Annotated in this window: 29 protein-coding genes and 1 pseudogene; 12 read left to right on the top strand and 18 right to left on the bottom strand. The window is 48.2% G+C overall.

What is annotated here, in order from left to right; genetic code table 11:
* Nucleotides 1-274 precede the first annotated feature (274 nt).
* Nucleotides 275-616, bottom strand: a complete 342-nt coding sequence (locus LJF34_RS04525) for a hypothetical protein (RefSeq protein ID WP_231183560.1) — start codon at nucleotides 614-616, stop codon at nucleotides 275-277.
* Nucleotides 617-1,260: 644 nt separating this feature from the next.
* On the opposite strand from LJF34_RS04525, the gene LJF34_RS04520 reads away from it, so the two are divergent.
* Nucleotides 1,261-2,274, top strand: a complete 1,014-nt coding sequence (locus LJF34_RS04520; protein WP_231183558.1) for a hypothetical protein — start codon at nucleotides 1,261-1,263, stop codon at nucleotides 2,272-2,274.
* Nucleotides 2,275-2,305: 31 nt separating this feature from the next.
* Complete coding sequence (locus tag LJF34_RS04515; protein WP_231183556.1) at nucleotides 2,306-2,725, top strand: hypothetical protein; 420 nt, start codon at nucleotides 2,306-2,308, stop codon at nucleotides 2,723-2,725.
* Nucleotides 2,726-2,791: 66 nt separating this feature from the next.
* Here LJF34_RS04515 and LJF34_RS04510 read toward each other — a convergent pair whose 3' ends face one another.
* Complete coding sequence (locus LJF34_RS04510) at nucleotides 2,792-3,073, bottom strand: hypothetical protein (protein ID WP_231183554.1); 282 nt, start codon at nucleotides 3,071-3,073, stop codon at nucleotides 2,792-2,794.
* A gap of 314 nt (nucleotides 3,074-3,387) precedes the next feature.
* Between LJF34_RS04510 and LJF34_RS04505 the strand changes: the two are divergent.
* Nucleotides 3,388-3,642: pseudogene (locus LJF34_RS04505) on the top strand (DUF6516 family protein); the annotation flags it as partial.
* Between the two features lie 60 nt (nucleotides 3,643-3,702).
* Nucleotides 3,703-4,110, top strand: coding sequence for a hypothetical protein (locus LJF34_RS04500; protein ID WP_231185039.1), 408 nt, complete (start codon nucleotides 3,703-3,705; stop codon nucleotides 4,108-4,110).
* Between the two features lie 62 nt (nucleotides 4,111-4,172).
* Here the strand turns inward: LJF34_RS04500 and LJF34_RS04495 are convergent, their stop codons facing one another.
* From LJF34_RS04495 to LJF34_RS04475, 5 genes are all read right to left on the bottom strand, one after another.
* Nucleotides 4,173-4,352 carry an AbrB/MazE/SpoVT family DNA-binding domain-containing protein gene (locus tag LJF34_RS04495; protein WP_231183552.1) on the bottom strand — a complete coding sequence of 60 codons (180 nt, stop codon included), beginning with the start codon at nucleotides 4,350-4,352 and terminating at the stop codon, nucleotides 4,173-4,175.
* Nucleotides 4,353-4,803: 451 nt separating this feature from the next.
* A complete protein-coding gene (locus tag LJF34_RS04490; RefSeq protein WP_231183550.1) occupies nucleotides 4,804-5,856 on the bottom strand; it encodes a site-specific integrase in 1,053 nt (350 codons plus the stop codon).
* Nucleotides 5,849-6,445, bottom strand: coding sequence for a J domain-containing protein (locus LJF34_RS04485; protein WP_231183548.1), 597 nt, complete (start codon nucleotides 6,443-6,445; stop codon nucleotides 5,849-5,851). Before LJF34_RS04485 ends, LJF34_RS04490 begins: the two co-directional genes overlap by 8 nt.
* A complete protein-coding gene (locus LJF34_RS04480) occupies nucleotides 6,442-6,906 on the bottom strand; it encodes a hypothetical protein (protein WP_231183547.1) in 465 nt (154 codons plus the stop codon). Before LJF34_RS04480 ends, LJF34_RS04485 begins: the two co-directional genes overlap by 4 nt.
* On the bottom strand, nucleotides 6,903-7,247 hold the full coding sequence (locus tag LJF34_RS04475; RefSeq protein ID WP_231183545.1) for a helix-turn-helix transcriptional regulator: 345 nt from the start codon (nucleotides 7,245-7,247) through the stop codon (nucleotides 6,903-6,905). Before LJF34_RS04475 ends, LJF34_RS04480 begins: the two co-directional genes overlap by 4 nt.
* Nucleotides 7,248-7,830: 583 nt before the next feature.
* On the opposite strand from LJF34_RS04475, the gene LJF34_RS04470 reads away from it, so the two are divergent.
* Both LJF34_RS04470 and LJF34_RS04465 read left to right on the top strand, forming a co-directional pair.
* Nucleotides 7,831-8,070, top strand: coding sequence for a MarR family transcriptional regulator (locus LJF34_RS04470; protein WP_231183543.1), 240 nt, complete (start codon nucleotides 7,831-7,833; stop codon nucleotides 8,068-8,070).
* 97 nt (nucleotides 8,071-8,167) lie between these two features.
* Entirely contained in the window at nucleotides 8,168-9,133 is a 966-nt protein-coding gene (locus LJF34_RS04465; protein WP_231183541.1) for a hypothetical protein, read from the top strand.
* Between the two features lie 127 nt (nucleotides 9,134-9,260).
* Here LJF34_RS04465 and LJF34_RS04460 read toward each other — a convergent pair whose 3' ends face one another.
* Nucleotides 9,261-10,058 (bottom strand): hypothetical protein, encoded by a 798-nt coding sequence (locus LJF34_RS04460; RefSeq protein ID WP_231183539.1) that lies wholly within the window; start codon nucleotides 10,056-10,058, stop codon nucleotides 9,261-9,263.
* Between the two features lie 265 nt (nucleotides 10,059-10,323).
* The gene (locus tag LJF34_RS04455; protein ID WP_231183537.1) at nucleotides 10,324-11,112 is read right to left on the bottom strand and encodes a hypothetical protein; all 789 of its coding nucleotides are present in this window, start codon (nucleotides 11,110-11,112) and stop codon (nucleotides 10,324-10,326) included.
* A 203-nt stretch (nucleotides 11,113-11,315) separates the two neighbouring features.
* Here LJF34_RS04455 and LJF34_RS04450 point away from each other — a divergent pair, with 203 nt between their 5' ends.
* Nucleotides 11,316-11,522 (top strand): hypothetical protein, encoded by a 207-nt coding sequence (locus LJF34_RS04450; RefSeq protein ID WP_231183535.1) that lies wholly within the window; start codon nucleotides 11,316-11,318, stop codon nucleotides 11,520-11,522.
* Here LJF34_RS04450 and LJF34_RS04445 read toward each other — a convergent pair.
* On the bottom strand, nucleotides 11,509-11,685 hold the full coding sequence (locus tag LJF34_RS04445) for a hypothetical protein (protein WP_231183533.1): 177 nt from the start codon (nucleotides 11,683-11,685) through the stop codon (nucleotides 11,509-11,511). The genes LJF34_RS04450 and LJF34_RS04445 overlap by 14 nt on opposite strands.
* A gap of 339 nt (nucleotides 11,686-12,024) precedes the next feature.
* Here LJF34_RS04445 and LJF34_RS04440 point away from each other — a divergent pair, with 339 nt between their 5' ends.
* Both LJF34_RS04440 and LJF34_RS04435 read left to right on the top strand, forming a co-directional pair.
* Nucleotides 12,025-12,567, top strand: a complete 543-nt coding sequence (locus LJF34_RS04440; RefSeq protein WP_231183532.1) for a hypothetical protein — start codon at nucleotides 12,025-12,027, stop codon at nucleotides 12,565-12,567.
* Complete coding sequence (locus LJF34_RS04435) at nucleotides 12,564-13,313, top strand: hypothetical protein (RefSeq protein WP_231183530.1); 750 nt, start codon at nucleotides 12,564-12,566, stop codon at nucleotides 13,311-13,313. The genes LJF34_RS04440 and LJF34_RS04435 overlap by 4 nt, the downstream gene beginning before the upstream one ends.
* Before the next feature lie 468 nt (nucleotides 13,314-13,781).
* Here the strand turns inward: LJF34_RS04435 and LJF34_RS04430 are convergent, their stop codons facing one another.
* Together LJF34_RS04430 and LJF34_RS04425 are read right to left on the bottom strand one after the other, a co-directional pair.
* Entirely contained in the window at nucleotides 13,782-14,495 is a 714-nt protein-coding gene (locus LJF34_RS04430; RefSeq protein ID WP_231183529.1) for a hypothetical protein, read from the bottom strand.
* Between the two features lie 369 nt (nucleotides 14,496-14,864).
* Complete coding sequence (locus LJF34_RS04425) at nucleotides 14,865-15,530, bottom strand: hypothetical protein (protein ID WP_231183528.1); 666 nt, start codon at nucleotides 15,528-15,530, stop codon at nucleotides 14,865-14,867.
* Between the two features lie 105 nt (nucleotides 15,531-15,635).
* Between LJF34_RS04425 and LJF34_RS04420 the strand changes: the two genes are divergently transcribed.
* Both LJF34_RS04420 and LJF34_RS04415 read left to right on the top strand, forming a co-directional pair.
* Nucleotides 15,636-16,307 carry a hypothetical protein gene (locus tag LJF34_RS04420; RefSeq protein ID WP_231183527.1) on the top strand — a complete coding sequence of 224 codons (672 nt, stop codon included), beginning with the start codon at nucleotides 15,636-15,638 and terminating at the stop codon, nucleotides 16,305-16,307.
* 8 nt (nucleotides 16,308-16,315) lie between these two features.
* Nucleotides 16,316-16,654, top strand: coding sequence for a hypothetical protein (locus tag LJF34_RS04415; RefSeq protein ID WP_231183526.1), 339 nt, complete (start codon nucleotides 16,316-16,318; stop codon nucleotides 16,652-16,654).
* 217 nt (nucleotides 16,655-16,871) lie between these two features.
* Here the strand turns inward: LJF34_RS04415 and LJF34_RS04410 are convergent, their stop codons facing one another.
* The 6 genes from LJF34_RS04410 to LJF34_RS04385 form a co-directional block, all read right to left on the bottom strand.
* Nucleotides 16,872-18,101 carry a hypothetical protein gene (locus tag LJF34_RS04410; protein WP_231183525.1) on the bottom strand — a complete coding sequence of 410 codons (1,230 nt, stop codon included), beginning with the start codon at nucleotides 18,099-18,101 and terminating at the stop codon, nucleotides 16,872-16,874.
* Nucleotides 18,085-18,927: a hypothetical protein gene (locus LJF34_RS04405; RefSeq protein WP_231183524.1), complete on the bottom strand. Its 843-nt coding sequence runs from the start codon at nucleotides 18,925-18,927 to the stop codon at nucleotides 18,085-18,087. Before LJF34_RS04405 ends, LJF34_RS04410 begins: the two co-directional genes overlap by 17 nt.
* Nucleotides 18,920-19,618, bottom strand: coding sequence for a hypothetical protein (locus LJF34_RS04400; protein WP_231183523.1), 699 nt, complete (start codon nucleotides 19,616-19,618; stop codon nucleotides 18,920-18,922). The genes LJF34_RS04405 and LJF34_RS04400 overlap by 8 nt, the downstream gene beginning before the upstream one ends.
* Complete coding sequence (locus LJF34_RS04395) at nucleotides 19,611-20,018, bottom strand: histone-like protein (protein ID WP_231183522.1); 408 nt, start codon at nucleotides 20,016-20,018, stop codon at nucleotides 19,611-19,613. Before LJF34_RS04395 ends, LJF34_RS04400 begins: the two co-directional genes overlap by 8 nt.
* 208 nt (nucleotides 20,019-20,226) lie before the next feature.
* Entirely contained in the window at nucleotides 20,227-21,009 is a 783-nt protein-coding gene (locus tag LJF34_RS04390; RefSeq protein WP_231183520.1) for a DNA adenine methylase, read from the bottom strand.
* Between the two features lie 155 nt (nucleotides 21,010-21,164).
* Nucleotides 21,165-21,374: a hypothetical protein gene (locus LJF34_RS04385; RefSeq protein WP_231183518.1), complete on the bottom strand. Its 210-nt coding sequence runs from the start codon at nucleotides 21,372-21,374 to the stop codon at nucleotides 21,165-21,167.
* A gap of 327 nt (nucleotides 21,375-21,701) precedes the next feature.
* On the opposite strand from LJF34_RS04385, the gene LJF34_RS04380 reads away from it, so the two are divergent.
* Nucleotides 21,702-21,995 carry a hypothetical protein gene (locus LJF34_RS04380; RefSeq protein WP_231183516.1) on the top strand — a complete coding sequence of 98 codons (294 nt, stop codon included), beginning with the start codon at nucleotides 21,702-21,704 and terminating at the stop codon, nucleotides 21,993-21,995.
* Nucleotides 21,996-22,069: the final 74 nt, after the last annotated feature.

The raw sequence follows: 22,069 nt of genomic DNA, 5'->3' as shown, positions 1-22,069 counted from the left end.
CACTCTCGACGTCGGCGACTGCGTTCTTTGTTATGGTCCGTCTGAAACGAAAACGAACCCCCGATGCGGTCTCCTTCGGCCGACCAACTTCGACGTGTTTCCGTTTACGGGTTATTTGTCCTGTTCCCACCGATGGACCCTTTTGCCTACCTGAGATTGCGGTCACATGGTCCTGAAAAAGAGCCTTCTGAGCGGCCTCATAGCATTCATCGTCGCGACAGCCGCTTCGCGTGTCGGCGACGGGCAATAGCAGCAAATGGCGTTGATGTAGTCACTAACTATCGCCTTCGGCCGTCATCCCGAACTCATCAAATACCTCCTCGATTTCTCGTGTGATCTTTTGCAGTGCTTTTTCTTCCGATCCATACGTCCAGTTGAAGATCCCGCTCGCCCCGCCCCCCACGGTTAGCTTTACCAGACAAGAGTTCTCAGAAGTAGATTCGAGAATTATGGTGACTTGCATATTTGAGTTCGTTCGCCAAAATTCATACTCCTCAATCATCAGCACCGCGAATCCGTCTCCAGTGTGGGATTCTTCCGGAGTAAACCGCTCGGTGAGTGCTGCTTTGAGCTCCGAAAATTGTGGACCTGTGGCGGTATAGCTTTTCACTTGCATGAGCGTTTCTTCGACCGGTTTGATAAAAATAACCGTCTATTGGATGTACTATACGCTGAATGAAGATAATAATGATCGATACGTTGACTGGTGGAACCAGCAAAGCCGCAGCGATATTCCGTATTCGGTTCATGCTCGTTCCAGTACTACTGTTTGACAGAAGATGTAAATCCGATAAACGTAATCGTGTACTAATGATTTCGACACCGCTGAAAATAGCGAGAGTTTGCATCGGTCTAGCCTTCTCTTTTAAGCTTGCAACTCGTGAAGCCCCTGGTTCAGGCCTCCAAATGATATTCCTCGGCATAAGCATCCTTTTTGGAATCGCACTCATTCGCATTCTCCAGCAAAACCACACACTGTGAGAATCTATTCGATTTACTCGATTCCGACTGACCAGCTCGTTTGGACTTCGACAGGCAATTCATCCGTGTGGAGCAGCTCCGCGATTTCCTCCGCCGTCACGCTCCCTTGCCGCTCCGCTTTCTCCATCAGCTCGACGAACGCACCATTGAGAACTGCCGGAGTGCTGGCACAAATCCGGAGATACATTCATTGATCGTTGAGGCTCCGAGATGACTCACAAATATACATATAAATATAATTAAGATAAGTATAAAAGAATTCTATCTATTATTAGAATAATGACAGATAAAAATAGCTTTCAAGTCTCGAAACGAAAGATCATCAAATCAGCGGGCCTTACTGCAACCAACCTTGGTGTACTGGCTGGAACGACAACCAGTGGTTCTGCAGTAGAACCCGAAGATATCCCCGGTGGTGGAGGATATCCGATTTCACAACAGAATTCCAATGGAGCATCAAAATACGTTAGTGCAGTAAGAATTGCGCAAGAGATTGGCGTCAATATCTCGTATTACGGAACATTCGAAGATAATAACAATCGAAACGATGGGACACCATATTTCCATGATTTCAATATCAGTGGTCATGGTGGGGCACGTCGGAAAAAAGGCGAATGGGAAGACGATGATTCGTTGTTCTATCAAAAAGTAGGGATTGAAAATCATAATTCGAGTAGTTTCTACCGTCCTGTCACCTCTTCTGGAGGCTATCTTGGTGTGGCGCCGGACCCTGGCGGTAGTGATGCAGACTATGAGACAGCTGCAAAGACCGCGATGAATCTCGTCCTTTCCGAAGTGAGCAATTATTATTCATATGCCAACTATGCAGCGGACATAATAAGTGCATTTGTTAACCCCGGCAATCAGCCAGAAGGCGGTAACACAGCTAGTGTGAAATGGGAGCATGGCAGTTCTGTTGTGAGTGGTGTACCCGACACGAGCAACTTCATGCGAATACTGGTTAGTGATGCCACAAAAAAGGGAGCCGTCACCATCTCTCAAGAGGTAAACGGAACAGACGCTACGAATCAAGACTCACTAACAACCCAGCTTCGCTGTGATGTTGATAATGGTGGTGTTATTGTGAATCAGTTGAATACTCAGAGGACTCTCCAAGGAATGAGCAGTCACGCGGCAAACAACGAAGAAGTATTCCAAACAGAAGAAGATCATCCAGCATTCCGAATTCCACGAGAAAATTTCTCAGCTAACTCGCCATTACGGGATATCGCAGATGATGATGGTTATGTGAAGAAAGTTGTTTATCCCGTTTCATTCACACCGAAAGAATAATCACCATAGTCTGTATTAGGTGTATTCGTAAATGCGCTCTCGTCGTTCCGTTCTTTCTGCTATAGGGAGTGGACTCATCCTCTCTGCTGGTTGTATTAGTCAATTAAAAGACGACCCGAAGTTGAAATTCGAATCTATTGGAGTATTTAACAAAACTGAGCAGCCACATGAACTCACCGTTCGTATGATAGAAGATGGGAAAACTGTTTTTCGTACAAGCGAGCGGGTCAAACCTGCAAGAAACGGAGACCCAGGAGGTCACAATTTTGACCAAACATGGCCAACAAAACCAGCGTCGTATGAGTTGCATGCGAAATTAGAAGAAAAAGATGAGTGGATCAAAGTGGGGGCAGAACTTGCAGACCAAGGAAAATGTTTTAATATCAGGTATATGATTGATGCAAATGGAAAGCTCGGGGTGCTTCAATCCCCCTGCTCCACTTCTGAATGATTACTATATCCAATTCACTCTTATTGGATCATGGATTTCGTAACAGAATCAGATTCGAGATAACGATTACATATCTGTTCGTCCGACCGACCAACTCGTCTGAGCTTCGACGGGAAGCTCGTCTGTATTCAGTACCTCTGCGATCTCTGTAGGAGTCACGCTCCCCTGCCGCTCTGCTTTCTCCATCAACTCAACGAAAGCCCCGTTCGGGACGGCAGCAGTGTCCCCTCGCATCTGGAGATAGAACTCGGCGGCGCGATCGAGCGCCTTGCTCTTGGTCTCCTCGCCGGTAGCCTTGAGGAGGTATTCCATTCGCAGTTCCCGTGAGTCGGTCATTCGAAGGCGCATATTATTGCACACGTCCCCCTAGAAATCTAGCTTTGTCGGGTAGCTGAAACACTGACCAGATATAAAGAACGCCGAGAACCGTTCGATCAACTCGGTTGAACCAACGCCGAGTCACTCGCGATCGACTCGATTTGCACACGATGCTCACGATGGATGTGTGCAATTTCGCGGATTCGTTTCTCGTCTTCTACAACCCCCAGAAGCTACGCCAAACCGGTGTTCACAAGTCAGAGTGCAATCGAAATGATGAACTCATTACATATGGGCGTCCTCCCATAGTCCTTTGGTGATGGGATACGTCCCATAGAATAGGGATGGCAGACGTTGAGACGGTTATCGATGATACAGTCAAAGAAGATGGCTACATCACCCATATCCGAGTGCGGAAAACGACCAAAGACAAATACCCATGTGGGTGGAAGTATACCCTCCATTTCGGGACTCTCGAAGGGGAAACACTCCTTCGTTACGACAATGCTCACGAACGGACGCATGGCCATGACCGGCATACTGCTGACGGCGTCGAAGAAATCGAATTCCCCGGAATGATGGCGTTATACGACCGATTCCAAGAAGAAATCACGAAACTGACTAAAATCGTCTGGTATCCCCCTCTGACACCCCAAACCATGACCACTGAAGATAGAACGCTCCGAATTCGAGTCGCGGACGCAGAAGAGGCATTTGACGAAACCCGAGAAGCTATCGAAGCGCTTGAACGCGGCGAAGAAGTCGAGAGTCGACACACGTTGACCTTCGAGAACGAGGCTGACCTCGCACGGCTAGTAAGTGAGACGAACCTCAAACTGCTCCGAACGATCAACGAACACGAACCGGAGAGTATACGGCAAGTCGCTGAACTGGTCGATCGAGATTACAGGGACGTTCACCGGAATCTGACTGAACTGGAGGCGCTACACGTGATCGAGTTCGTGGAGGAAGGACAGTCACGACGACCAGTCGTTCGCTACGACGACATCGAGATATACATCGACGTCTCGCCCGGTTCAGGGAGGCGTGGTGTGAGTCCTGCGTAAGTCCGTTTTTCAGCGAAGTGGTCAGTCGACTCCCAGAATAAGTTGCTTTCCTGCTGACGTTCTCAGTTTCTGTGCGGCGAGTGAATCACAGCCGTATCCTCGCCCTCTTTTCCGGTCCAAAGGACGTCGTCCCCGCCCTCAATCCCGAACTCCTCGACGACATCGGAAGGAACTGTAATCTGGATGCAACCGTCGCCCTGCTGTGCTTTCCGCGTGTCCGCGAATTGTCGTTGAATTTCCATAGCAACTCTGCTCCACCTGCGAACCGTCTTTCTAATAAAGATTGAGGCTCTTCGATGCGACTTCATAGTAATAAATCAGGACACCTCAAGAAAATTATGACTTAACAGCGAGGTACTTGAAAGGTCCGCATCGACCGGTCGCGCCGGTCGAGTGAATAACCCATGACACGGGAAAACGGGCAACGGCGCCCAGCAACCTCCTTTTCGGAGGCACGAATACGGTGGACCGACTGGAAAAATTATCAGAGTAAGAACGAGGATCGTTCCGATTCGTCTCAGACAGCTGACGGAGGTGAGCGATGAAACGACTGGGCGTTCTCCTGATCGTGCTGCTCGCGAACTCCACGCTCCGCTCGTCGTTTTGCGTCGAAATAAGAATGGGGTCGGAGGGGCACCAATTCTTGCGATGAACCGACCGCCCTCTTGTGATTTCCCGAACGAAGGAATTGCATCACACATCGTCGCTCACGCTGCTCAAAATGTCCATGTTCTCGGTGTCCGGACGTCGGCGCTCGAGTTCGTCCTCCAAGTCCGGCTTGTCGTAGTATCGTCGAATCGTCTCGGGCGATGCGGCAACGCGCTTTGCGACCTTGACGTACGACAGGCCCCTGTTGAGTTGCCACGTGATGCTCCCGGTTCGAATCGCGTGGGGACCGCGACTCGACGGACACCGACTGGAGTACTGGCGTTCCGTGAACTTGCACGAATCGCGCTGCTTGTTGTGCGGACAGCCGGTGTAGAGACACGGCTGTGTAGCCATGTACGACCAGCAGCGAACCGAACTCTCCGACGCTCGACCGTGGTTCGTCGTCAGCAACGGAGTGCGTCCGTTGTCGTCACGTTTGTTCGGTCGTTCGCGTTCGATCCAGAAGTTCAGCACGTCCGCAACCTCCTTCGAGACGAGGACGTTGCGCTCGTGATCCTTCTCGCCTTTCAGCCGGGTCGGTGGTCGATGCCGGAACATCAACTTCCGCTCTTCCGGAACCCAATCGCCGAGGTCAAGGGCGCGGAAACAGCTGATACGCCCGCCGACGTGCCAGATGAGTTCCAGCAGAACGTGCTGGATCGTCCCGCGGTGTCTCACCGAGTTCCGGAAGAACGAGAGGTACTTCTCAGCTTCGCTGGGTTCGAGCAGTTTGTCGCTCGTCTCTTCTTCCTTCGTGAGCTTCGGCACTTCCAGCTTGTTCGGGAGATTCTCGTCGACGACCTCGATGGTGACACAGTACTGGAGCAGCTGGTCGAGCGCGGACATCTTCCCCTGAACCGTCACGGGGGAGTAGTCCTGTGACTCCAAATGCCGCTGGTACTCGTCGATCCACCAGCCGTCCATTTCTCGCATCACCTCGAGGTCGTTCTCGTCGGCCCAGTTGACGAAGGTGGTGAGCCGGTTCCGGTAGCTCCGAACCGTCTTGTAGCTGTTTCTGTTCTCGCGACGGGCGACGAACCGCTCAGCCGCTTCGACCGGCGAGAGGTCGCGCTGTTTCCGATTCTTGGCGTCAGTCATCGAGCATCACCTCCCGAGCCCGCTTGAGGCGAGTGAACTCGCGTTCGCTCCCGCCGTGGTCGGGGTGGCGTTCCTTCACGAGTTCCCGGAACGCACCCCGGACGACGGCGTCTGGGGCGTCCGGCGCAACACCGAGAATTTCGTGGGGCTCGTCAGCGGGTGCAGGAGCCGCGACAGCGGATTCGTCGGCCGGTGGGAGGCGAGCGTTGGCGAACTCGCTCTCGCCGGTTACAACGGGGCGCTGTTCCATCTTGCGCTTCTCGCGGAGGTAGAGATACAGCGTTCGCACGTTGTCGCGGAGCCTCGAGTAGGCGTCGCATGCGACCGCGTACTGCTCGCCATCCATCGTCCAGCGGACGACCGCGCTCGGGTCCGTGGGGGAGGCGTTCGCGTAGGGATATCGTGGGTTCTGTTTCTGATGGCGTGCGGCAGTCGAAAGCCGCCAATCGTCCACACCAACCCGTTTGAGTTCCGCGGCCACGTCGTCGATGGACGTACGAAGCGACGCCTCGTAGCGGTTGTTCCGCGTTCGCTCCGTAGGGTCCGTTTGTTCGAACGTCGCGGGCCAGTCGAGCGTGGCGTCGCTCATTCTGCCACCTCCCTGCGGGCCACTTCCAAATCGTCGATGATGTGATCCAACGCGTTGGCCTTCCCCGCGTCCGGTATCTCGTTCCAATCATCGACGACGTGGAGGAGCATGTCGCGTGCGGATTGCATCTCGTGTGGGAGCGACGTGCAGATGGCGTCGAGGAATCCGTCAAACCACGACTCCTCCACGTCGATGAACTCGCAGGTCATGTCGTCTTCGGCGTGAATTTGGGTCTTCGTCACGAGGAACGTCGTCGAACCGTTCTCGGCTCGCTCGGCGACGAGAATGTCCGTGATACCGCCGCTACGGAGATCAGGGAGAACGTGAATTTCCCGACCGTCCGGGTACGTCCAGCGTTGGGGACGCACGAGCAGTTCGCCGTCTTGGGTGACGCGCCGGGTCAGTTCGGCTTCCGTTCTCGGTACGTCATTCGTGGAGGCGTCGTCTTCGTGTTCGCTCACGCCTGCTCACCTCCCGCGGAAAGCGCGGGTTCGCCGAGCCCGGCTTCTTCGACGCGGCGTTTCGCTCTCGCTTCGAGCATCCGGCGCGTGGCGTCAGTCGTTTCGTACTCGTTGGTACGCTCGTCCTTGTGGCCCTTTTCGAGGAGGCCAGCGTCAACGAGCTGGTCGAGGTTCTGGTAGAGCCGCGAGTGATTGATATCCGTGCTGTAGTCGGCCTCCAGCACGCGCTTGACGGTGAGTCCCTTCGGGGGTTCGTCCCGTTCGAGCGCGCGAATCGCGTAGAGGAGGTCGCGCTTGAACGCGTGAAGATCGGTGAACGCTCGTTCGTCGCTGTCGTTCATCGGCTCTCACCGTCCTGCATAGTCGTCGTCTTTGTCATCAACTCGGGAGTACTCGGACCCCCTATTAAATGGGTTTTCGACAGCGGAGTGAAAGTGAAAGTGGAATCGCAGTCGGTCGAATTAGCTGTTTCGTTTCTTGATTCTGACTGGTTTGTGGCGAGGTCGCGCGCGGTCAGCGGGCCGACCGGACAGCCGCACGGGTCCAGAATGTGCATCGAGGGACCGCGCGTGACGACCGCGAGGATCGGCGTGTCGCAGTGGGGGCAGTTGGCAATCGATTCGTCCGTACAGTCGGGGCTTTCAAGACCCCGCGAGTTTTCTTCGTACATGGCTTCCTGCTCTGGTTTTGGAAGCTACCGCGGACCCGATGTCATCAGCATCGGTCCGCTTACTTTCGACAGTGGACCCAACAGCGACGGGTCCGCAAGTTGCTTCCTACTATCTGCCAAATCAGGAAGGGGTAATAAATCTTGATACAATATAGTATCAGAACCAATCCAATATTGTATCAGCAGTGATGTTTTCGGTGTGAATAAATTCGATGCCACTAATCGTTTCTCAAATGCGTCCGGTTGTTCCATGGATGACGAAGTCGGACGATGCAATTCTTGAGCTACTTGCAGAGACAGGTATTGCAATTCCTCCAGCAGTCATTTCCTATAATATTGCCGTCTCTCATCCAACAGTGAGACGACGTCTTCCCAAACTACTGAAACACGATTTGGTAGAGAAAGTCGAAGAGAGCAAGGGGTACTACGAAATCACGGAGACAGGTCGGCAGTATCTCGCTGGCGAGCTTGATGCTGACGAGCTCGAAGAGTAATATTGCCGATCTCTTTACTCGCAGTTTGATCTAATGTGTCTCTCTCGGAAATGCTCTCCCTCAATCATTTTATTAACCAAGAATACAATAGAGTATCATGACCATTGAAAATGAAGAAATCCTTCTCCAAATGCTATACAATCGGAATACATTAGCAATGCCAAATCCTGAAGTTGACTCTGGAAATATTATTGACGCAGGATATATCCAACAAACTCCTGTCTTGTTTCCGAAAGGTGAGTATCCACACACAGTAGATCTTGAAATACTTCAATATATACCTCAATATTTTTGTGACCTTGCTATCTGTCCGAATAGCTACAAGCGAGTTATTGACATGTACATGTATTGGGGATGGACCGGGGCTTGTTTAGATATGATCAAGACTGAATATGAGATGCAAGAGAGAGAATTGCCAATATCTAAACTACTCAACCATGTAGAGACTTTGCTTCGATTTGCACTTGAAGATGCAAAAGGTACGCTAATGATGAAATATTCTCAGTTTTCTCCATATGAACTATCATATTGGTTGGGAGATTCGAGGCGCGCTACTAGCTACATGGCATTCGCAGTCCTCGAAGGACTTGCTGATGAATTAGGACCAGGAAGACGCGATTACGGAGAGCATTTACGAACAGTGGATACCTTAACTGGCCCGGCAGAGCTAGCGTATTTAGAGGTCGATATGCTTCACCGGCCAACAGACCCACTTCCTTCATATCGAGAGGCTCTTCAGCAGAAGGCACCAGATTACATTAAAAATATGAACTCGAAACTAAGTGGGTTCTTTGATGTACTACGTGAGGTGAGAAATGCGATGCTACATGGTGATGGGGCGGGCGGGCGATTTTCTGCATGTGTTGTTACACTATGCTGCATGCTGGTATGGGGAACAATAGATGAGACTACTTATGAGCGAATTCGGTCTAACAAACTTGGGTCAATCGCTAGAAGGCTGTTGATCAAAGAGAATGGTCGATCTTGGGCACCCCCCATTTACTTCTATCCTCTAACTGGGGCTGAAATGACGATAGAAGAAGCGAGGGAACAGGTGCACTAATCGAAAACCCGGACGAGAGCAAGATCTACTACCGAATCATGGAGAAAGGTCGGCAGTATCTCGCTGGCGATCTTGATGCCGACGAACTCGAAGAGTAGCCATCAAATCACGATTTGATTGATATTCTTCAATCCTCATCTGGATCGATTTCCATATAGACAGTCACCAGTAGCACGATAGACCCCCATATGTACGGGATTGCAGAGATAGGTGAGGTACGAGTGAAAAATGGGATACGAAGCACTATTAGTCCCGAATATATTGCAAATACAATACCAGTAAGCACCAAGTAAAACACCAAAATGGTAAAAGACACAACAAACCATTGCCCAATTATATTTTCAAAGTTGTTACCCGGTATTATGCCATGGCTCCAAAGAGAGTACATAAACTTGTATGTTAAAGCAAAGGCTATAAGATAAAAGTACAAACTAGGCTCTATCGTACTATGGAAAATCCACCAATTTAGAGTGGAATCAACCTTGTATGACATATAGTATATTGGACTGAAATACAGTATTATCGTGAGAGATAGTGGAAGCACTATTGAAGACACATATCTAAAGCTTGCCATTGTTCTTTCAAATAAGTTCGAATCAGAGTCAGCAACGCTAGAAACTCTTACATTCATTATGATCACCGTGAGTGCTAGAAATGGGAGTGATCCGAATATGAGCATAGTTGCGGTCTGTGTCACACGATTATCTAACATCAATCCAAATTGAACACCAATAACCATCCCACCAAGCAATAAAGTACAAAAGCTAAAGAAAAGCAGCTGTATTTCAAAAGGGATATCTCTCTCTGATGTTAATTCATCCATTCCCCCATGAAACCGAACTAGAAGTTCAATCAATATTGCTAACGCAGGTGTAATAAGCCCGACAAATTGGATAATAAGCGAAAGCGTTGATTGTTCTACCATATTTCTGGATAGTATTTCTTCCCAAATAAAAATTCACTGATTCATGGATTTATACAAGTTTGAAACATATTGTTCTGCTCCGATCAATAGTCTCCGTGATTGTTAAACCAATGAGATAGACATCTCCACCTCATTGAGACATTATACTCTATATTTATATTTTGGAGTTATCAGTATTCAATGGTCAGAAACGATCGATCATTAACTCAACGTCGAAGCGACCCTCGTGGTTGTTTTTCAGCGTTTTTGTAAAGTGTGTCATTCATTACCAATTGACACCACACTGCTGTACACCATCACGGAAAGAACTGCGATTCGTACGAATAAAGGGTCCATAGTGACGGCCGTTGATTTCGTCGATAAAGAATCCCTTCCCGGGATTCGAATGAGAAAATTCTGCAAACCCGTTCCAAAGAGTTCTCTTCTGGGATATTTTTGATTCAGAGTAAAAGTGACCAGCCACTTCCCACCGATATTCAGCGATAATATCTGGATTCTCAAAAACACCGAGCAACATATCACAGGATTTGAAATCCCTTTTGACGACGAACTCGACGACGAGCGTGTCTTTGGGATCAAGAAAGTCAGTTGAAACCTTCTTGCTACATTGATAACTTGTAATACCGGTTTGGTTCTCGGTTCCGTTTGAAAATCTCATTGACAGTACATCATCTACTTCGTAGTCACCATCCACTGATGGACCGTCGGTGTTGACGAAGACTGCACAGCCGGGTAGTGGAGTTGTGACCTCCAAATCCTGTATCGTCTTTTGACCAGAGTTTGTGATCGCCATCCGGTATACGGAATATTTGTTTCTCCATTTCAGGTTATCAAAATCAGGGACCTCTGTTCCGGCAGGGTAGGTCATATCCATTTCGGAGAATTCGATATCGACATCGGGTTTGTCGTACACTCCAGTATGAACGTAAAAGTCAGTCATCGTACTCACCAGAAACGGCTGGAATGCAGTTGTAATTAGCATACCCACTAAAGCACCGACAATTGCGTCCCTTAGCGATATCGACCCCAATAATCCCGATACCTTGTCTTTCATATGGATCAAAAATATCATTTATCATATATTGGTCTTTGGAAGAGCTTTCAAGAGAGAAGTCCCTTTTTAGTCCCCTAACTGCAGCACATAGGCTGTGAAATATCTAATAAGATCCAAGATTGTCATCTATGGTGAATATTGGCACTCTTCTTTCCAGCCAACAAAATTATATAACCAATAGATAATAATTGACGGAGAGACCTATGTCCGATACCAAATATGCTCCCAGCCCCATCAAATGCCGAGAATGCGGCGAAGAATTTGAAACAATCGAGAAGGGTCATCTGGAGAGCCAGAACTGCACCGGACAAATCTCTGATGTCGGCGACTACCGGGCAAAGTACCCAAACGCACCCACTAGGTCCATCGAAATGCGCGACAAGATTGTTAAGGCTCTTACCGACGACTGATGTAGATGACCGCGACCATGAGCAGTCCAACGAATGTGCCGTCGAGCGCGGAGAATCCGCGACTCGACTGAACGTGCGGATCGACTCCGAGCAGGGAGTGGACCGCAAAGTCGAGGCTGAACAGACTCACCACCGAGATGGTCGGCAGAAGCACGAAGGGCACAGCCAGAAATCCAACCCGGAACTCGCGGTGACGACCTGCTCGAAGGCAGTGCAGGTACATCAATGGGACGATAATACCGTAGGCGGTTAGATTATAATTACATCCAGACATAGATTACCATAGTTGGGAATGATGAGGTGACTGATGGAATGAGCGCTTATGAATTTTTAAGAACGACTATTCATAATAGAAGTTATAACTACTCATATTGCTGATCTTCAAAAAGACGACGAATATAGTTGGGTTCCTATGGTATTCTTTCTGTCACAATTGATATCGGCAATTTCAGAATATTTGATTATTATCTCTTGTGTAGTAGATTTGGTTGGGGGAGTGAGAATGACACCCGAACAAGAATCAATATTGCAAATACTCTATGACCAAAGTAAGGAGGTACCATGGAGCCTGTTGATTGTGGACGCTCTTGTAGAAAATATTGTTAATGAGACAGACAGGACAGAAAGTGAGGTCCGTAGCGACTTAGAATTCCTAGAAGAAGAGACGAATGGAGAGGGACCATATATAATACGATCCTCAGATAATGGAGATCGTGATACAATTAAGCTGTCATCCGATGGTATGAAGTATATCCTTCATGAAGATGATGAGGATATTCCGGAGGATGACCAAGCAATATTGACTGTTCTTGAAGAAGAATATGAGGAAGATCCAAGTGATTCTTGGATGGACGTCTCTGATCTAGAGACCAGGGCTAGTAATCATGGCATTGACATTGACGAACTAAATTCAAAAGTTTATCAACTGAATTCTCTAGGTTACGTTGCTGCAAATACACGGTTTGGTGGTTCTCAATCCTTTCTTTACAACGCTGCAATCACAGATGAAGGAAGGCGGTATTTAACCGAGAGGCGATTAGAATGATTGATCTCCTAACTCTTTCACCACTCGCTTCAGTCATCGATACGATGTTAAAAAGCTGGGAAATATTTGTCCTTCTTATTGGTGTCATATTGTTCCTTTTATATTTCCTCTATCCGCCAAAGTTGGAATTCGTGCCGGAAATGATACAGGAAGAAAGTGAAGGAGGTCAACAAAAACGGCGATGGCTAGGCAGAGTTATCAATTCTCGCACGAGACCTTCAGAATTGACTCCACATATGAAATTAGTTGGTCAAGGAAGTCTATCGTCAAGTGATTCTCCATTCACTGGACAGATCACAGCCGAATGCGACGCTAGTATTACAGAAAATGAGACATCGGTAACAAGAGATCGAGATAGATTCGTTGGATTATTAGAAGTCACTAATGACGGGGATGGTAGTCGAGTATCTATCCCAACAAGTAATTCATCTGAATTTCAAAAACCCGCATTCAAACTAACTCCCGAAGGCGACGATGGATCTGCACCCACATTAGTATATGAAAGTAATTATCTGGATTGTTCTCAGTTTTGTGATATAGATTGGGAGAGCTCCGAGATTGATTTGGCAGCTCGACCGATGCCAATAAAAGGGTCAAAGTGGGCGCTGAATCTCAAAACAGATTCCGATCAAGATCCAACTATTTGTGCAGAGCGTATCGAAATTATCCCGGATTATCAGGAAGGGACGATTAAAAATTATATTCAAATAATGTTGACTGAGAGGGGGATTCCATCTCCATTATAGCCTATTTCTGTGCTTCCTCCGTTTATATCAATTATATCTGAAGTGAGATTTATCACCCGCATCTGTCTTACCCATATCAATTGGTTCAAGCTCAGCAAGAACCCTGTAGCACTCCGCAACGGCTTCAGCGACGAGTCGTCCGTCATCGTCCACGTTGTATTGGAGCCGGTCGCTGGGTTCGACCAAAGTGGTCGAACCCAGCGACCACACATGCGCCAGTCAGCCACCACTCCTTGAAGTCACCGTCACATACAGAAGCGTGACCGACAAGCACGCCCGACATACCAGCGACCATCGCCAGTCTGTCCCCAACTGAGACAGACGCTGGGAAGTCCTGACCGATATATCCCAACCCGACGCCCCAACTCCCAGTGAACGTTGACCAGCCTGCCGAACAGTTTTCTAACTTGATGAGACCGTTCGTGCATGAGATCCTGACTAACTGTAAAAAGACATCCCTGATGACAACTATCGACACACAGTGAGCCATGAAGTTCGTAAGTCACTACGACATCCCAAAGCAACCACGACGCTAACAGACCGGCACTGCAAACAACACGAACGCCAGCGGCGTCGTCGTGTACTGGAACACGCTCCAGAACGCTCCCGCCAGTCCGATGCAGAACAACACCCCGACAGTCGGCAGGAGCGAACTCTCGCGCCCGCTCGCCGTTCTGAGGTAGTCCGCGAGGCGACCATGAGCAGTCCAACGAACGCGCCGTCGAGCGCGGAGAAGCCCCTGCTCGACTGGACGTGCGGACGAACTCCGATAATGAACTCGACCGCGACGTCCAACCCGACCAGACTCACCACCGAGATGATCGGCGGCAGAACGAAGAGAACAGCCAGAAATCCAACCCGGAATTCCTTGTGACGATCTGCTCGAAGGCAGAGCAGGTACGTCAGTGGGACGATCACGCCGTAGGCGGTCAGGTTCCCCCGCAGGTGAGCCATCGAGTTGTGGACGAAGTGCGTCGTGTAGAGGGCGTGGAGCGTCGGCTCGCCGTAATGAAGCACGAGCTGGTCTTGGAAGGACGCAGATGTCTGCATGACGAGGGCGAGAATGATCGCGACCGCCGCGAAGGCGAAGAGGTCGAACGCGAAGCCCGTCGGAGACGGGAGGGACGGGTTCGCACGAGAAGTCGGTTGTTCTCGGTCATACGTATCTGTGAGACTCACCATCTGTCTCCAATCAGTGTATCAGATATCAAATATCTTCCTGATGGTGGGATTTTTGTTCGTGGACGAGTCGGTATTTCGCACTCGTAGGGAAACTATCGTCGCTGGAATCGTCGAGGCGACTGGTAGACTGACGGACCCGAAACAGTGTGCTCGGACCAACATTTACATTTCTGGAGTTATCAGAATTCAATGGTCGGAAACGACCGATTCATTTGTTCAGCGTCGAAGCGACCCTCGTGGTTGCTTTTCGGCGTTTTCGATATGTAATGACATAGGTGTCCGGTATTATGATTAATGATCGAAGAGTCACGGAGCAGTAATGTTGGGCGATACTAGAAAGTTACAACTGCACTCCTCTATGCACGGCATTCATACATCCTGTTTGTTCGGATCCCTGAATGCATTCCCTGCGACGTATACCCAAACTTCGCCACACACGGGGCACTCTGCCGATATTTTTTCGGTCCACGTTTCATTTGGGTGAATAAATGAGTAGGTGTTCTCAATCTCGCCATCACAGTCTGGATATAAGCATTCAAATTCTGCTATCGCATCGACCTCATAGCTTTCTTCACCTTCTGCAGGTTTCTCAGAAACGGCTTTCATTTGGATAGGAGCATCGTCTGGAGCCTTTGCAGGGAACCAGTCCTCTACTTCTTGGGGCTCCCCACCCAGGAATTCGTCTACTTTCTGTTCTATTTCTGGTTTACTATCTATCAGTGTGACGAGTGTGAGCCCATGATCTGTAAGCTTTACATACTCCGGTTTACCGTCCAATAGGACTGTGCCTGTCCTCCCGTCGGGAGTTCGTAGTTGTTTTCTCTTCAAGTCATCAAAAGCAGTAGATATTTCGTCGTCACCAGGAAGATCCATATCATATTTCTTAGCAATAGATTTTATCTTGCCGGGAAATACAGTATAGTTATGAGCTTTTCCCCTCCCAACGTTTTTCTTGATCAGAGCTTTTAACCATAGAGTTGCGACGGGCCCAAAGCGTTGAATAATACTTTCTACGTCGTCCTTGTTCCAGGCCACACTTAAAGAGGTGAATGATCTAAGGTCAAATAAACGTGTTGTTTGTCAGGTGAAAGTAGATAGAAAGAACCCAATACTTATGTTGAACCGGGGGTTCTCACTATAATGAGATTCATGCCAGCGAGGACCGATCCAATTGAAGCCTTGGAAAGAGTTTCGTGGTACCTGAACTACCACTCGGGGGAAACTCTTCCACTGAACCGAGTAGCGAAAGCAACAGGACTTGCGTGGGCTACGGTCCAAAAATACACGAAGGCTATTGAGACAATCCAACAGTTAGCTCCGCAAATTTCAACAGACAAAGAAGGTATCAAAGTTGGGAGGCGGACAGAATCAATGGATGACTTACTTTCCGACCCAGCTCCTGCTCTGGCAGTATACCTATTTGTCCATGCCCAGCAAAAGGGAAGCCCCCTAGAGCAGTTAAAATTTTCCGAACATGGAAATACTCTGGATACGGAAATATTGGAAAAGATGGAGAGTTTAGGCTGGATAGAAATGACAGGAGAATCTGTCCAGCTTACTTCCCTAGGTGTCCAAATTGCAGGACCTATCTACTCTTCCATCCAGGATGGTCAAAGAAGCAAGGATGTTCTTAAAGTAGATCGGAACAAAGGAGAAATCCGTGCTGTTATAGATCCAGCTGGGTCATCCTACCCTTCACCACCCACCAGAATGGAACGCATAGATGTTACTGCAGGTGAGAGGCAGTTCAACCAAAGGAAATCCGAATCAAGCTATACAGAAAACCCATATAACAGAAGACAATACGCGTGATAAATAGCATGAGCAAGAAAAACCAGATATCGACGGACGATATTCCACTTGATGGTGAAGATACTAAGATTCTCACTGCCTACGAACCTAACTTCGACAGGGTGTTTGCGAGAGGGTCACTCCTTAGCGTCTCGGAAGATGATCCGGATACTCTACAAGTGGGATTTTGGTCGAGTAGAGACAAGGATATTGAATTAGATGGTGACGAAGTGGGTACTGGGTATAAATTAGAGACCGAGGCAGTAATGACCTGGAGAACTGCCTGGCGCCTTCGGGAGTTACTAGATGTATATATAAAAGAACATGCACCAAGCGAATACGGAAATCCCGAACTCGAAGAGGATTGAGTACCCTATTTAGTTGATTAATGTGTCAACTACAGAATCCAATCGAAAGGTCGGATACAAGATAACAACTGCATTTTCTTCTATCGTCAAGCCTCCTATTGCTTATCTTTCTCCAAATGGATCTGACGTTAGAGATACCGAGAATGAGTTAGAGTAGATCGTTATTTGCTCGTTTGTTGTTGCTTGTAAAGATGACCCAACAAGATAAGATACGAGATCAATCTAATCCGTATTTCATGTGGCGAATGATCTTCACGCGAGACCGGCTTGCTCCGCATGGATACGTCTTCCAAGAGAAAGCTTTCTCTTTTAGATACGGGAATAGTAGCATTATGATGAATATGATCATCACAAAAATATTGAAAAATATAATTCCTACTGTTAATTCTGAGCTATACGTAGAGACTATTGGCAATGACTGTACAAATTGCTCAATTTCGTTCGTACTGAGTGCCGCTAATATGATAGTCACTACAGCTATGATACCACCAAGGCCACGCATCACTTGAGAAGCCGAACTAAGTTGTTTAGAGATCCGTTTATATCGCCTGATTTTCTCATCAATTTGTTCGTGAAAATCACTAAAAATCGGCTCATTCTCAACAGAAGTCAATTTACCCTCAACAAACCGCTGCATATACCACCCGTCTCTTGTCTTTCCGTGTGTAACGAGTATTTTCTCGTTGTCTCCAATGCAGACGTAATCTGCAGTCTCGACTTCGATACCGTATTCCTCCAATTCAGGACAGTGTTCGGCGACTTCTGAATGTACGGAATAACCAGACCGGGTAAAGTAATCCCTCAGTGATCTTTTAATCTCTGTTCTATGATTTTCTACAAACTCCTCTGTGTACTCTGCAAAAACCGCGGTTACCTTATTTCGTACATCGGTGATAATCGACGAAAGCCGGTTGCTAAACTGCTCAGAGAGAAGTTCTTCCCACCGAAACCGGTGTCGTTGGTGGTTTTCAGTGTTCATACTCCGGAGTAGAACTGGAAACTCCATATCGAAAGGATCGATTTTGCTTTGTAAGAACGCATCTCTCTCACTAAAAAATTCGAAGGTTATATTATGTTCACCAAATCTGCACCTTGCTCTGTATTGTCCATCTACAGGAGAAACATCTTCTACAAATTCTAATGGTCCTGCCTCTGAAGCTGTCCGTATCACACCTTCTGATATTCCTACTGGGTCAAGCGTGTATACCGTTTTTTTGGTTCTGTATACTTCCTTGCAGTTCGAAGAGAATGGTTCATTACACTGCTCGCAGAACGGTTTCGTCTTAGTCGTCAGGAACCGCTTGAACGTGGTATATTTAAATCCGGACTCTTCTCCTGCATTCGTGCAAATTTCCTCTTTTGTGAAGTATTTACTATCGACTCCAACCGGTAGCGGACATTCCGAGAGACACTTACGAAGTACCTCTTTTTCAGAGTTGGAGATCATAATCTTCCACGAAGTACTCCAGCAAAGCAATTGCGCTCGCTGAGTTTTGGTAGCCTTCGCTGCCTTGCCATTTAGCGATAAGGCGATTTATATTTGATGCCACAATCTGGTAATCTCGATCCGCAGCATGAGGGATATTGTATTGTGCATATCTCTTAAAGAAGTTCTCAATATTTCCTCCCCACGTTTCCGAAATTTTGTGATCTGAATTTGATTCCTCTTCGTTGGCTACAATTTGGTAAATCTCGATACCGATATTGGCTAACACCATATTATGCATATATCTACCGAGGACATCATCATCCGACACACCTAGCTTCGAAGTAGATATCTCGGTAAACCTTCTAACGACATCTTTCTTTTTTAGCTTCTTTTCCTCAGTCAGTGTCACATCCTGAACGTACTCATCCAGTATTTCATCTAGTGATTTCATGTAATCAGAATATTTCTCTGCGGTATGAATCGCATCTACAAATTGATCATATTCATGCGGAGTGACTTCTGCAGAAGACGTAGTATGGCCATCTTCATAGAAGTTGAGCTGGACAGCACGCATCTCAGAGGATTCACCAATAGGAACGTAGAAGGTCACCTTACGCAGATCTCCCGTTTGCTCTGCGTCTCTAACTAATTTATTCTTAAGCATTTCCTCATCCCTTGACCCCGAAAAGTCTGCTTTATCAAGGCTGAGCAAATCGAACTTAAAACCGTACCTTGAATTCTGCCCCTCTAAAAGATATTGAATCGTCAGGAGCTCTGTTCCCTTGAGCTGAATCGAGAGGTCTATTGGATCCATCTCTTCAAGAGCCTCGATTGTGTCAGTCATTATCTTCACCTCCAATCACGGGACTATCCCGAGCTAGGGCGACCACCACATTATATATCTCTTTTTGCAACCTATTTGGTATCTTTGAGTTTGAGATGGACATTATTTTGCGATCCGTATAAATACGAAGTTCTACCCGTCGTCTCATTGGTACCCGGACACTCTGTTCAGGCCTCAGTTCGTTGATTTTTTCACCTTCTTCGTTGTGAACCTGTATGGGAATATCCTCTGTGGACTCATATTCTTCGAATTTAACCGCAGTATAGAATGACACATCGATTTTGTCATCCTTCTTTTGAAGTTGGTTTATGAATAACGGCTGAGTCAGGATTGCTCCAAACGGCCCGGTCAATGGATCTTCCTCATACTTTTTAAGCTTTTCAAACAACCCATCCGTTTCGAGATTTCTGGGGAAGTGAACTAGCTGCTGGTTGAATACACTCCCTTTCTTCCCATGCTTCTGGAATAAGACATCAATAAAGTTAGTATATTCATCCCATGAAAGTTCATCTCGAAGATTGTTCAATAACCATTGTTTACCTTCCTGAGAAACCTGTTTCGGGCTAATGCGAGTTTTTTCAATAACAGTAAAGACCTCTTCATTGTTCATCGTGAATTTATCTGCAGTTACTCGATCTATTTTTTCCTCCAGAGTATATTTATCTCTGAGAAAAAATTTATTCTTAGTCATTGATTTTCACATCGGAGAAGGGTGATGCCTCTGCTGCTGCTCGCACTTGATCTCTCGCCTCATTGATTTGATTTATAGCTCTAAAAATAGTATTGTGCGGCTTCTTAATTTGGTCATACGCGGTTTCAACGTGATGGGGTTTTACCGTCGAACCTCCGCTTTTCCGCTCGGCCACTTTTATAGCTTCTGCCGCGATAACCGCTGCGACTTCATTCAGAGCCTCAACCATAACCTCGTCTGCTTCGGGACTAACCTGCAATTCCGTTTGATCTCGAAGAAGGCGTTCTATCTTCGTAGGTCTGATAACCTGATACTCATTTTCATCTGATTCAGATGAACCTGCGTCCGCCTCCTCCGTACGATCTTCAGTATTACTCGATACAGACTCGCTTTTACCCATTGATTTTGAATTATATTATAGACATAAATATCTCACTAGTTATCAATTTGATAATTTGGTCCTGTGACGGGTATTACGCAATTCAGTCTGGTTGTAGTTGGATCAGGCTATCTTCCCGGTTTTAAAACGTATCTAACCGTTTCACTTCATCAGGTTTTACTAGTCGATCCAAACTGAGGAGCGTGGTAGAAAGATTCTGCTTAGTAGGTCATCTATAACAGGAATTCATCACTAGACGCTCCTGCGTCTTCTTCGCACTCTCTGATTTCCCGTTCCCCATAAAATTCGACTCACCTCGTCCTACAACTCGAAACTCTTCCAACCCGTCCGGAAGCTCCGAGTACGACACGATCCACTTCCCCTCCAACTCCCGAAGCGCTCCGACGAACGCCGAGTGGTCGATATCGCTCACCGGATAGTACGACTCCTTCCCGACGTAGGGCGGGTCGCAGTAGAACACGGTCTCCTCGCTATCGTACTTCTCGAACACCTCCTGCCAATCGAGGTTCTCCAGCACGACGTCGTCGAACCGCCCCCCGAACTCCTGCAACCGCTCGATCTTGTTCGCGTAGCTCTTCGCCCGACTCGATACTTTGCTCGTCCCGAAGCCACTCGAACTATCGTACGCTCCACCCCACTGCGAGTAGCGCAGATAGAAGAACTGCCCAGCACGAACGATTTCGTCGCCGGGTCGATACCCACCGTAGAAGGCGTCGGCCCACTTCGAATGAACCGCCCGCGAGTACGGAACCGTCTCCAGCCACTCGACCAGCTCGTCCGCGCGGTCGCGCAACACTTCGAAGAAGTGCACGAGATCGCCGTCGCGGTCGTTGTACACCTCGACGGTACTCACGTCCGGGTCCTTGTTCACCAGGACGCCAGCCGCGCCGCCGAAGACCTCGACGAAGCACGTGTGTTCAGGAACGTAGTCAAGGATCCACGAGGCGAGCCGCGACTTCCCGCCGGGGTACGGGAACACCGTCTCAACCACGGAGAATCACCGCCGAACCACAGATCGTTCGGGTTTCGATACATCCTTCTTCTGGGCGCTGTCGTCTCATCCCACTCTTCGAGCGAGCCGTAGCCTACTTCAATGGTTTTCGACAGCGCACTGAAAGTGAAAGTAGTCCGTCTGTCCTCGATTCGCTATACGTCGAGTACGAGTCGTTCCCGCGGAATCGCCTCGTGAGTCTTTGAATCGTAGAGTTCCCAGAACTCCGGGTCGACGTCGAGCTGCCGTGCACAAGCACGACACCAGAGGTGATTGTTCGTCGGCTCCCAGGTCGTGTGTCCGTTCGGACACCGATACCGCCACTTCTGGGACTGCTTCGCAATCTTCACTTTTGCAACTGGCATGCAGATGGGTGTACCATAATACTGGTAATAAAGGGTTCTCGACAGCACGGTGAAAGTGAACAGCAACCTTGAGTTCAGACTTCTGAAAGATATCTTTCGCGGTCTAGCTTGTTGCTGTGCAAACACACACACGGGGAATCACGTAGCGAAACCAGCTCGTCCCGATATGAACACGAACCAGTCCTAACTCGTGTTCATATTTCGCCCCTCGTGGTCACGATCACTCCCTCGGCCGCGCCGATCACACCGCTCATTATGCATCTTATATAAGCTATCGACGTTTCAGTAACCGGAAAATACTAGGAAATTCGGGTCGTGTTCACGAGTATGGCTCACCGATCGGAGATGCCGAAGTCCATCCGAATTCGTACGGGGGAAGGCAACGAGTGGCGCTACGACGCCATTCAGGGCGCTGCAGACTACTACGAAGTGAACAAGAGCAACGCCGCAGCGTTCGCCTGTGACGACATCGTCGGTTTCGTCGAAGCAATTGAAGACATCCTCGCTCGTGACGACCTGACCGCCAAGCAAGTTCGCGAGATTGCCGAGACGATCAACGATCATACCCGAGCGGTTGAATTCGAGGTCGCGCGTTCCGTCGATGTGGTGAAATCCCCGTGACAAAATATCGACCACGATAGTGGCTAACGTTAGACTGGTTTCAAGAAATGAGCAGTCGTTCAGCTCCATTATTC

It is taken from the genome of Haladaptatus sp. DYF46, from assembly GCF_021083305.1.
In the GTDB taxonomy this organism is placed as follows: domain Archaea; phylum Halobacteriota; class Halobacteria; order Halobacteriales; family Haladaptataceae; genus Haladaptatus.
The sequence above is the reverse complement of the archived record's forward strand: the minus strand, read 5'-3'. Positions and strand labels throughout refer to the sequence as shown.

Excerpts from the sequence above, each read along its gene's own strand:
- LJF34_RS04415 (WP_231183526.1), top strand. The coding sequence starts at position 16,316 with ATGAGCAAGAAAAACCAGATATCGACGGACGATATTCCACTTGATGGT.
- LJF34_RS04490 (WP_231183550.1), bottom strand. The coding sequence starts at position 5,856 with ATGACTGACGCCAAGAATCGGAAACAGCGCGACCTCTCGCCGGTCGAA.
- LJF34_RS04400 (WP_231183523.1), bottom strand. The coding sequence starts at position 19,618 with ATGACTAAGAATAAATTTTTTCTCAGAGATAAATATACTCTGGAGGAA.
- LJF34_RS04430 (WP_231183529.1), bottom strand. The coding sequence starts at position 14,495 with ATGGTGAGTCTCACAGATACGTATGACCGAGAACAACCGACTTCTCGT.
- LJF34_RS04395 (WP_231183522.1), bottom strand. The coding sequence starts at position 20,018 with ATGGGTAAAAGCGAGTCTGTATCGAGTAATACTGAAGATCGTACGGAG.
- LJF34_RS04405 (WP_231183524.1), bottom strand. The coding sequence starts at position 18,927 with ATGACTGACACAATCGAGGCTCTTGAAGAGATGGATCCAATAGACCTC.
- LJF34_RS04525 (WP_231183560.1), bottom strand. The coding sequence starts at position 616 with ATGCAAGTGAAAAGCTATACCGCCACAGGTCCACAATTTTCGGAGCTC.
- LJF34_RS04485 (WP_231183548.1), bottom strand. The coding sequence starts at position 6,445 with ATGAGCGACGCCACGCTCGACTGGCCCGCGACGTTCGAACAAACGGAC.
- LJF34_RS04470 (WP_231183543.1), top strand. The coding sequence starts at position 7,831 with ATGACGAAGTCGGACGATGCAATTCTTGAGCTACTTGCAGAGACAGGT.
- LJF34_RS04385 (WP_231183518.1), bottom strand. The coding sequence starts at position 21,374 with ATGCCAGTTGCAAAAGTGAAGATTGCGAAGCAGTCCCAGAAGTGGCGG.
- LJF34_RS04465 (WP_231183541.1), top strand. The coding sequence starts at position 8,168 with ATGACCATTGAAAATGAAGAAATCCTTCTCCAAATGCTATACAATCGG.
- LJF34_RS04515 (WP_231183556.1), top strand. The coding sequence starts at position 2,306 with ATGCGCTCTCGTCGTTCCGTTCTTTCTGCTATAGGGAGTGGACTCATC.
- LJF34_RS04495 (WP_231183552.1), bottom strand. The coding sequence starts at position 4,352 with ATGGAAATTCAACGACAATTCGCGGACACGCGGAAAGCACAGCAGGGC.
- LJF34_RS04410 (WP_231183525.1), bottom strand. The coding sequence starts at position 18,101 with ATGATCTCCAACTCTGAAAAAGAGGTACTTCGTAAGTGTCTCTCGGAA.
- LJF34_RS04440 (WP_231183532.1), top strand. The coding sequence starts at position 12,025 with ATGACACCCGAACAAGAATCAATATTGCAAATACTCTATGACCAAAGT.
- LJF34_RS04510 (WP_231183554.1), bottom strand. The coding sequence starts at position 3,073 with ATGCGCCTTCGAATGACCGACTCACGGGAACTGCGAATGGAATACCTC.
- LJF34_RS04380 (WP_231183516.1), top strand. The coding sequence starts at position 21,702 with ATGGCTCACCGATCGGAGATGCCGAAGTCCATCCGAATTCGTACGGGG.
- LJF34_RS04450 (WP_231183535.1), top strand. The coding sequence starts at position 11,316 with ATGTCCGATACCAAATATGCTCCCAGCCCCATCAAATGCCGAGAATGC.
- LJF34_RS04475 (WP_231183545.1), bottom strand. The coding sequence starts at position 7,247 with ATGAACGACAGCGACGAACGAGCGTTCACCGATCTTCACGCGTTCAAG.
- LJF34_RS04420 (WP_231183527.1), top strand. The coding sequence starts at position 15,636 with ATGAGATTCATGCCAGCGAGGACCGATCCAATTGAAGCCTTGGAAAGA.
- LJF34_RS04455 (WP_231183537.1), bottom strand. The coding sequence starts at position 11,112 with ATGAAAGACAAGGTATCGGGATTATTGGGGTCGATATCGCTAAGGGAC.
- LJF34_RS04520 (WP_231183558.1), top strand. The coding sequence starts at position 1,261 with ATGACAGATAAAAATAGCTTTCAAGTCTCGAAACGAAAGATCATCAAA.
- LJF34_RS04500 (WP_231185039.1), top strand. The coding sequence starts at position 3,703 with ATGACCACTGAAGATAGAACGCTCCGAATTCGAGTCGCGGACGCAGAA.
- LJF34_RS04460 (WP_231183539.1), bottom strand. The coding sequence starts at position 10,058 with ATGGTAGAACAATCAACGCTTTCGCTTATTATCCAATTTGTCGGGCTT.
- LJF34_RS04435 (WP_231183530.1), top strand. The coding sequence starts at position 12,564 with ATGATTGATCTCCTAACTCTTTCACCACTCGCTTCAGTCATCGATACG.